This is a genomic window from Seonamhaeicola marinus (genome assembly GCF_008085455.1).
This window is the reverse complement of record NZ_VSDQ01000644.1, coordinates 1-441: the sequence shown is the minus strand read 5'-3', so window position 1 is coordinate 441 and position 441 is coordinate 1. Positions and strand designations below refer to the sequence as shown.

The following is a 441-nucleotide window of genomic DNA, read 5'->3' as shown; positions in this document are numbered from 1 at the left end:
AGCAGATAATCCTCTGCTTTTTATGGTTTCGGCAATAATAAAAGAAGATAACAACTCGCCAAAACTCACTAATTTATCGGATGTTTTAGGTGATAATTCATTTATTAAAAAAATACCATCTAATAAGTTTTTAAGCGCACTAAGTTGTGTTTCAACATAAGCAATGACCGCTTCATTATTTTCTGGAATTAACTCATTAACTATTGCTATATGTGTTTGCTTAATGGTATTAAAAACGTCGGTAAAGTCTGCTTCTTTATTTTGTGCTTTTTTACCAGCTAATAATAATTTATCGGTTATGCCACCAACAGCAGATACAACGCATGCAACAGCGCTGTTTTTTGAGGTGTTTTCTAAAATGTTTATTACGTTATTTATGTTTTTTGAAGAACCTACAGATGTTCCTCCAAATTTTAAAACCTTCATTTTTTAATGAATTGA

At 30.6% G+C, this 441-nt stretch carries 1 protein-coding gene; it reads right to left on the bottom strand.

What is annotated here, in order from left to right:
* Positions 1-426, bottom strand: a 426-nt coding sequence (locus tag FUA24_RS10995; RefSeq protein ID WP_449441429.1) for an amino acid kinase family protein, incomplete at its 3' end; no start/stop codon positions are given.
* Positions 427-441: the final 15 nt, after the last annotated feature.